We start from the raw sequence: 7,598 nt of genomic DNA, 5'->3' as shown, positions 1-7,598 counted from the left end.
TGTGACGCTGCAATTGGGCGCCTATCCGGTGGTGGTGGTGAAGGGCACCGATGGCACGGTGCGCGCCTTCCACAATGTCTGCCGCCATCGCGGGCAGCGGCTTTGCGCCAAACCCTCGGGGCAGACGGCGAAACTTGTGTGCCCCTATCACCAATGGACCTATGACACCGACGGAAAACTGTTGTGGGCCCGTGACATGGGCGAGGATTTCAAGCCCGCCGACCATGGGTTGAAACCCCTGCATTGCGCCGTCGCGGCCGGCATGGTCTTCATCTGTCTGGCCGATCAGGCCCCCGATTTCACCCCGGTGCAGGAGGCCGCCGCCCGCTATACCGCGCGGCATGGGCTGGCCGATCTGAAGGTGGCGCATCAGTCCCGCATCGTCGAAAACGGCAACTGGAAGCTGGTGCTGGAGAACAACCGCGAATGCTATCACTGCGCGGGCGCACATCCGGCGCTGTGCCGCACCTTCAATGATGACCCCGATCTGGTCGGCTCGGATGACAGCCTGTCCTCGCCCGCAGGGGCCGCGCATGTGAACCGCTGCGAAGAGGCAGGCCTGCCCGCGCGCTATCTGATTTCGGAGACCGAACAGTGGCGGCTGGTGCGCATCCCCTTCGTGGGCGAGGCCGTCAGCTATACGATGGATGGCAAGGCCGCCGCGCCGAAACTGCCCGGCATGCCCTTTGCCAATGCCGGATCGCTGCTGTTTTTCCATTACCCAAACACATGGAACCACTTTCTGTCCGACCATGTGCTGACCTTCCGCGTGATCCCGGTTTCGCCCACCGAGACCGAGGTTGTCACCACCTGGCTGGTGCATAAGGACGCCGTCGAGGGCCGCGATTACGATCTGACGCGCCTGACCGAAGTGTGGCTTGCGACCAATGACGAGGACCGCCGCGTGGTCGAGGAAAATCAGGCCGGGATCAACTCACCCGCCTATAGCTCCGGCCCCTATTCCCGCAAGCAGGAAAGCGGCGTGATCCAGTTCATCGACTGGTATCTGGCCACCCTGCGCGGCGCGCTGCAAGGCCCCGTGAAACTGGCGGCGGAATGATGGCGCAGCAGAACTGGACCGCGCAGCCCTGGGCTGACAGCGAGCTGCTGGAATGCGCGATGGTGATCCCGGAATCCGCCGATTGCGCCACCATCGCCTTTCGCGCGCCCTCGGGCGCGTGGTTCGACTATCAGCCGGGGCAGTTTCTGACGCTGGAATTGCCGGTGCCGGGTGGGCCCTTGCTGCGCACCTATACCATTTCCTCCAGCCCGTCGCGGCCCTTGTCGCTGTCGATCACGGTGAAGGCGCAAGCGGGCAGCCTCGGGACACGCTGGCTGCTGGATCATCTGAAACCCGGCATGCAGATCAAGGCGCATGGCCCGGCGGGAGCTTTCAGCTTCCATCGCCACCCGGCGCGGAAATATCTTTTTATTTCAGCCGGTTCCGGCATCACGCCGATGATGGCGATGACGACCTGGGCCTGGGATTCCGGCGAGATGCCGGACATCGTTTTCGTGCATGCCGCCAAGACGCCCTCCGACATCATCTTCCGCGAGCGGCTGGAGCAATTCGCCAACCGGGTGCCGGGGCTGCAATTGCGCTTCACGGTGGAGGAGGCCGACCCGTTCCGCGTCTGGCCCGGCTACAAGGGGCGGCTGAGCCAGATCATGCTGGGCCTCATGGCGTCGGATTACCTGGAGCGCGAGGTCTTCTGCTGCGGCCCGGCGCCCTTCATGCAGGCGGTGCGCGAGATGCTGCAAAGCCTCGGCTTTGACATGACGCGCTATCACGAGGAAAGTTTCGCCGCCCCCGCCTTGGAGGAGGCGCCGGTCGCCCTGCGAGAGGCCCCCACGGCCGCCGAAATCACCTTCGCCCGCAGTGGCAAAACACTCGCCACCGACGGCACCGAAACCCTGCTGGCCGTGGCAAAACGCGCGGGCCTCAACATCCCGTCAAGCTGCAATTTCGGGCTGTGCGGCACCTGCAAGGTGCAGAAAACCGGCGGCGAAGTCAGCATGGTGCATAATGGGGGAATCTCGGAGGAGGAGATCGCCGACGGCATGGTGCTGGCATGCTGCGCCCGCCCGATCGGGGCGGTCAGCCTCGATCTGTGAAGATGCGCCGCCCGAGGGCGGGCGGCGCAATGCATTGTTACAGCAAGAAATCTTCGGAGGTCAGGGTCTTCTCGCCGGTCAGGGCGATATTGAAATCGGCGCGGCCATCGCCATCCAGATCGGCCTGAACCCGGGTGTAACCACTGCGGATGACAAACCGAACTTCGCCCGCCTCACCGGAAAAACGATCATTGCCGATGAAGGTCAGCCCGGCCTCGTCATCGCCGGCCAAAGCGGAAAAGTCGATCACATCGCCCGCCCGCAGCGAGAAATCAGCGATGACATCGCCTTTTGCACCGGCGGCGCTGCCAAAGAAGAATTGGTCGGCGCCACGCCCACCCGTCAGCAGGTCTTTGCCGCCACCGCCTGAAAGCGTGTCCGCACCTGCCCCCCCGGCCAGCGTATCGGCGCCGCGCCCGCCCGCGAGCATATCCGCCCCCGCGCCCCCGGACAGCGAGTCCTCGCCATTGAGGCCCGAGATCGCGTCATCGCCGCCACGGCCCTGCACACTGTCGCCAAAGCGGGTGCCACTGTAAACATCCGCCGCGGCCGAACCGGTCACGTCATGCGCCTGACCGAACACCGCCTCCAGAATGTTGCTGGCATCGGCATTGCCGCCGCTCGGCCCGCCGCCCATCAGCCCGGCGACGATCTCATGCACAGCCCCGGCCACGCCTGCGGCATTGGTGATATTGAAGCCCGAAAGGGTGACGGCGGTGCCCGCCGCACCCAGCAGCCCGTCGGTCAGCGCCACGTCGCCCGCCTCGGCATCCCAGGCTGCGCCCAGCGTGCCCAGGCGAATGGTCTCGATGGTGCCGCTGATCGTGTGGTTCGAGAAAGTATATGTGAAATCATCGCCTTCCAGCGCCACAAAGCGGGTATCGGCCTCGGCACCTGCCTCGGGCGTGGCCAGATGAACGATCTGGGTGGTTTCGTCGCTATCAGTCGCGTTGTTGAACAGTGGCATGCCATGCGGCGCGAAATCGGTGAAATGCTGCGTCAGATAGTCATTGAAATCAACGCCTTGGCCTTGCTGGGCGGTGAGGGTGACGGTCAGGGTCATGGTCAGTCCTTTCAGGGTGTCAGAAACGCAAAGTCAGCGAGGCTTGCGCGTTGAAACCGGGCGCGGGCCGGATTTCGAGATGCGGCGTATAGGCCTCGTCGAGGATGTTGTTCAGCGCGAGGCCAAGGCTGGCCTCCTCGGTCAGGGCTTTGGTCAGGAACAGATCGAGCGTTTTCCAGCTGCCTGTGGCGTAATCGCCCGTGGTCTTGGCGGCGGAATGGGTGAAGCGCAGACCGACCTCATGGCTGCCGCCACGATGCCCGGCGGTGAGGGTCAGGCGGTCGGGCATCAGCCGCGACAGGTCGTCGCCTGTTTCGAGCGATATGCCGGTCATGTGCTGGCCTGCGAGCGTCAGGAAAATGGGGCCGGTTTCATAGGCGGCCTCCAGCTCGATGCCCTCAATGCGGACGCGCTCGATATTGGCATATTGGAAATAGCCGTCGAAAACGCCGCCCTGCCAGGCCAGACCGATATAGTCGGAAACGTGGTTGCGAAACAGGGTGGCGCGCAGGTTCAGGCTGTCATCTTCGCGGATAACGCTTTGATTTTCATATTGAAACCCGATCTCCAGATTGGTGGCGCGCTCGGGCTCCAGCTGTGGATTCGGGCGCACCGGGAAGTCGGCAGGCTCGGGATGGGTGCCATCCACCAAGGTTTCGTTCAGACTGGGCGGGCGCCAGGCGAGCGCGGCGGCGGCGTTGAAGGTGAGGGTTTCGGATAGCGGCCATGCCAGCGCGAGGCGGGGGGAGAGGGCGGCGCCGGTGGTGTTGCCGGCGGTGCTGGTCAGGCGGTAGTGGTCGGCGGAGAGGCCGAGGGTCAGCTGTGCGGCGGCGATTTCAAAGCGATCTTGGAGGCTGAAACTCCAGATGTCGCGTTGGCCGGATGGGGTCAGGCTAGATGCTGTGGGATCATCGGTGGTGACGCTATCGGAGAAGGCCTCCAGACGCAGGGAGAGCGCATGATCGCCGATGGTGCGGTTGGCGGTGACCAGGACACCATCAGTGGTGGTGTCATAGCTGCGGGCCACCCCGGTGGTGAGGGCGGTCTGATCCAGCGAGGTATTGGTTTGATAGAGTTTTCCATCCAACTCCCACCCTGCGAGATCATCGGAATGCCAGCCCAGACCCAGATTTCGGGTGGTGAGGTCATTGCTGCGGGGGGTGGAGCTGTCGCGGCCTGTCACATAAGTGCGGGACTGGCCGCCGAGACTGACGCTCAGGCGCCCGGCATCGAGGTTAACGCCCAGCGTGGCCAAATGACCATTCAGCGACTGATGCGCGCGCACCTCGGTGCCGTCCGCCGCCCTGTAATCGGATTTCTCGGAGCGGGTGGCGGCGAGGGTGAGATCGGTCCGCGCCCCGAAACGGAAGGCCATGGCCGAATGCAAGGTGGGCGAGGCGGTGAGATCGCCATAGCGCAGCCGCAGCTCGCCGCCCGAGGTCTCGCCCTCCTCCAGCAGGTCATCCACGCTGACACTGCGCAGCGCCACCGCGCCCGCAATCGCGCCTGCCGCCGCACCGGGGCCGCGCGTCACCGTCACCTCGCGCAGCATTTCGGGATCGAGCGCAAAACTGCCATTGGCCCCATGGCCGGAACGCGCAAAATTTTGCCGCATGCCATCCAGCGTGACGGCAACCCGGCCAAAATCCTGCAAGCCCCTGATATTTATGGCGGTTTCTGCATCCTCGGCAAAGCCGCCCTGCGTGGTCACCCCGGCCAGACCGCGCAACATCCCCGGCAGGCCATCGCCCTGATGGCGGGTTTCCATCACCTTGGCCTCGATCCGGCTTTGGCCCTGCGCCTCGGTCGGTGCCGCGATGAGGATCACCGGGTCCAGCTCGACCTCGGCCTCGTCCTGCGCCAGCAAGGCGCGCGGCGCAAAGGCCAGCATCAGGCAAGAGCCTGCCAGAACAGCACGGGACGGGCGCAGCATCGGAAACCTCCGGCAACCAGATCAGCGGGGCCGAAAGCCGGAAGGCGGAGAAACGCGGCAGCGCCCAAGCCTGAAAGCCGACTTTCAGGCATGCTGACTGGCAGGGCGCGGGCTGCATGCGAGAGGCTGGATATAATGTCCGACTATTTAAGTCAATCATTAACCTTTACCGCAAAAAGCATCTTAACCTTTGTCACAATCGGCGCCGAACCGGATTAATCTTTGTCACATTTGGCGCCCAACTGGCGCAAAACCGGCCGAACCGGCCGCCCGCAGCCGCAAGCTCGGAAACAGTAACGCCCTATACCGTTTCGGCTGAAAAACTGCCCTAAAGGTAACGGCATATACACTTGTGACAGCAGCAAGCGGGATGGCGGCCAATCTGGCTTTCAGGCCGGGCATAGGGCTTTACATACATACGAGAATGTTTGTAAAAGGGGCGCCTGACCGAAGGGACGCCGGATGCGCCGCAGCAAGGAAGATGCCGAACAGACGCGCAGCGCCATTCTGGACGCGGCGGAACATCTGTTCTGCGCGCAAGGCGTGAGCGCCAGCACGCTGGAGGGCATTGCCCGCAAGGCGGGCGTGACGCGCGGCGCGGTCTACTGGCATTTCAAGGATAAGGTGGACCTGCTGCGCGCCCTGCATGAGCGCAGCATGACCCCGCAGGAGGTGCTGATCCGCACCGCCGCGCAAGAGGGGCACCCCGATCCGCTGGGCCTGCTGGAACAGGCGGCCCGCGATATGTTGGTGCTTTTTGAACAGGATAGCTGCCAGCAACGGGTGTTTCTGATCCTGCATGACCACAGCCCCGATGCCGAGGGCGCCGCCTGGCTGCGCGCGAAGAATGCCGAAATGTCGGAGGTGCTGCGGCTGCTGGCCCTTCAGGCACAGGCGCGCGGGCAACTGGCGCAGGACTTCACAGCGGCGGAAATCGCGGTCATTCTGATGGCCTCGATGTCGGGCCTGTTGAGCGAATGGCTGCGCGGCGGCAAGGGCTTTGCGCTGGCCGATCTGGGCGGGCGCTTCATCGCGCGGCAATTGCAGATGCTTCAGGCCCGGCCCGGCTAGGCCTAGCTGCTTCTTTCGACACGATTTTTCTGAAACGCGCAAACCGACAGGCTTTCCTCCATGCCCCTTCCCGTTTTCCGCCCGCTGATGCTGGTGCTGCTGATGAGCGCCGCCCCCCTGATGACCCCGGCCATGGCGCTGGCGCAGGATATGCCGCCGCCGACAGTGGCGGTGCAGCCCGCCAGGATGGGGGAATATACGCTGACCACGCGGCTGCCGGGGCGGATCAAGGCCTCGACCGTGGCGGAGGTGCGGCCGCAGGTCTCGGGCATCATCTCGGAGCGGCTGTTCGAGGAAGGCAGCGCGGTGACGGCGGGGCAGCCGCTGTATCAGATCGAAGACGAGATCTATGAGGCGGCGGTGGCGGCGGCCAAGGCCTCGGTCGCGCAGGCGGTGGCCAATCACGATCTGGCGGTGCTGGATGCGGACCGGGCGGAGGACCTGTTCAGGACGCGCGCGGGCTCGGCGGCGGCACGGGACAAGGCGGTGGCGGCGCGGGATGCGGCGATGGCGGGTTTGCAGGCGGCGCGGGCGCAATTGGCCAGTGCCGAGATTGACCTGCATCGCACGACGATCACGGCGGCGGTGTCGGGGGTGATCGGGTTGTCGCAGACCAATACCGGCTCGCTGGTCTCGGCGCAGCAGGCGGAGGCTTTGGCCACGATCCGCACGCTGGACCCGGTTTATGTCGATGTGACGCAATCGGCCAATGATCTGCTGCGCTGGAACACGCCGGGGCAGATGCGCGATTTCGTGAAGGCGGCGGAGGCGACGCTGATTTTGCCCAATGGCGAGGTGTTCGCGCAGAAGGGCAAGTTGCAGGCGGCGGAGCCTCAGGTGGAGCCGACGACGGGGATGATCACGCTGCGGATCAGTTTCGCGAACCCGGACTTCACGCTGTTGCCGGGGCTGTATGTCGAGGTGGAGTTGCCGCAGGCGACCGAGAAGAATGCGATTCTGGTGCCGCAAAGCGCGGTGATGCGCGATGTGCATGGCGGCGCGAATGTCTGGGTGGTGGAGGAGGGCAAGATTGCCGTGCGGCCCGTCACCGTGCTGGGGGCCTCGGGCAATCAATGGGTTGTGACGGCGGGGCTGAAGGATGGCGAGCAGATCGTGACGGCGGGGTTCCAGAAGGCCGGGCCGGGGGCTGCGGTGCAGATCGCGCCGGCCGAGGCGCCGGCCGAAGCCGCTGCCGCTGCCGGGGGCAACTGAGCCATGGCGCGTTTCTTCATCAACCGGCCCATTTTTGCCTGGGTGCTGGCGATCATCGTGATGGCGGTGGGCACGCTGTCGGTGCTGCGGCTGCCGATTTCGCAATATCCCTCCATCGCCGGGCCGTCGATCGTGATTGGTGCGGTCTATCCCGGCGCCTCGGCAGAGACGGTGGCGGATACGGTGGTGCAGATCATCGAGAAG

The 7,598-nt window shown here is 64.7% G+C and carries 7 protein-coding genes; 5 read left to right on the top strand and 2 right to left on the bottom strand.

The window, feature by feature from the left end; genetic code table 11:
* Both JNN06_RS11230 and JNN06_RS11225 read left to right on the top strand, forming a co-directional pair.
* The coding region (locus tag JNN06_RS11230; RefSeq protein ID WP_291239681.1) for an aromatic ring-hydroxylating dioxygenase subunit alpha at positions 1 to 1,060 on the top strand (1,060 nt) is incomplete at its 5' end.
* Positions 1,060 to 2,115 carry a hybrid-cluster NAD(P)-dependent oxidoreductase gene (locus tag JNN06_RS11225; RefSeq protein ID WP_291239680.1) on the top strand — a complete coding sequence of 352 codons (1,056 nt, stop codon included), beginning with the start codon at positions 1,060 to 1,062 and terminating at the stop codon, positions 2,113 to 2,115. The genes JNN06_RS11230 and JNN06_RS11225, both read left to right, overlap by 1 nt.
* Before the next feature lie 37 nt (positions 2,116 to 2,152).
* Here the strand turns inward: JNN06_RS11225 and JNN06_RS11220 are convergent, their stop codons facing one another.
* Together JNN06_RS11220 and JNN06_RS11215 are read right to left on the bottom strand one after the other, a co-directional pair.
* Entirely contained in the window at positions 2,153 to 3,178 is a 1,026-nt protein-coding gene (locus tag JNN06_RS11220) for a hypothetical protein (protein WP_291239679.1), read from the bottom strand.
* Between the two features lie 19 nt (positions 3,179 to 3,197).
* Positions 3,198 to 5,111: a TonB-dependent receptor gene (locus tag JNN06_RS11215; RefSeq protein WP_291239678.1), complete on the bottom strand. Its 1,914-nt coding sequence runs from the start codon at positions 5,109 to 5,111 to the stop codon at positions 3,198 to 3,200.
* A 462-nt stretch (positions 5,112 to 5,573) separates the two neighbouring features.
* Between JNN06_RS11215 and JNN06_RS11210 the strand changes: the two genes are divergently transcribed.
* The 3 genes from JNN06_RS11210 to JNN06_RS11200 form a co-directional block, all read left to right on the top strand.
* Entirely contained in the window at positions 5,574 to 6,182 is a 609-nt protein-coding gene (locus JNN06_RS11210; protein WP_291239677.1) for a TetR family transcriptional regulator, read from the top strand.
* A 60-nt stretch (positions 6,183 to 6,242) separates the two neighbouring features.
* Positions 6,243 to 7,394 carry an efflux RND transporter periplasmic adaptor subunit gene (locus tag JNN06_RS11205; protein ID WP_291239676.1) on the top strand — a complete coding sequence of 384 codons (1,152 nt, stop codon included), beginning with the start codon at positions 6,243 to 6,245 and terminating at the stop codon, positions 7,392 to 7,394.
* Positions 7,395 to 7,397: 3 nt separating this feature from the next.
* On the top strand, positions 7,398 to 7,598 hold a 201-nt coding region (locus JNN06_RS11200; RefSeq protein ID WP_291239675.1), incomplete at its 3' end, for an efflux RND transporter permease subunit.

The organism is Gemmobacter sp., from assembly GCF_016792925.1.
GTDB lineage: Bacteria > Pseudomonadota > Alphaproteobacteria > Rhodobacterales > Rhodobacteraceae > Gemmobacter.
Note: the sequence above shows the minus strand (reverse complement) of the source record. Positions and strands in the feature narration are given on the sequence as shown.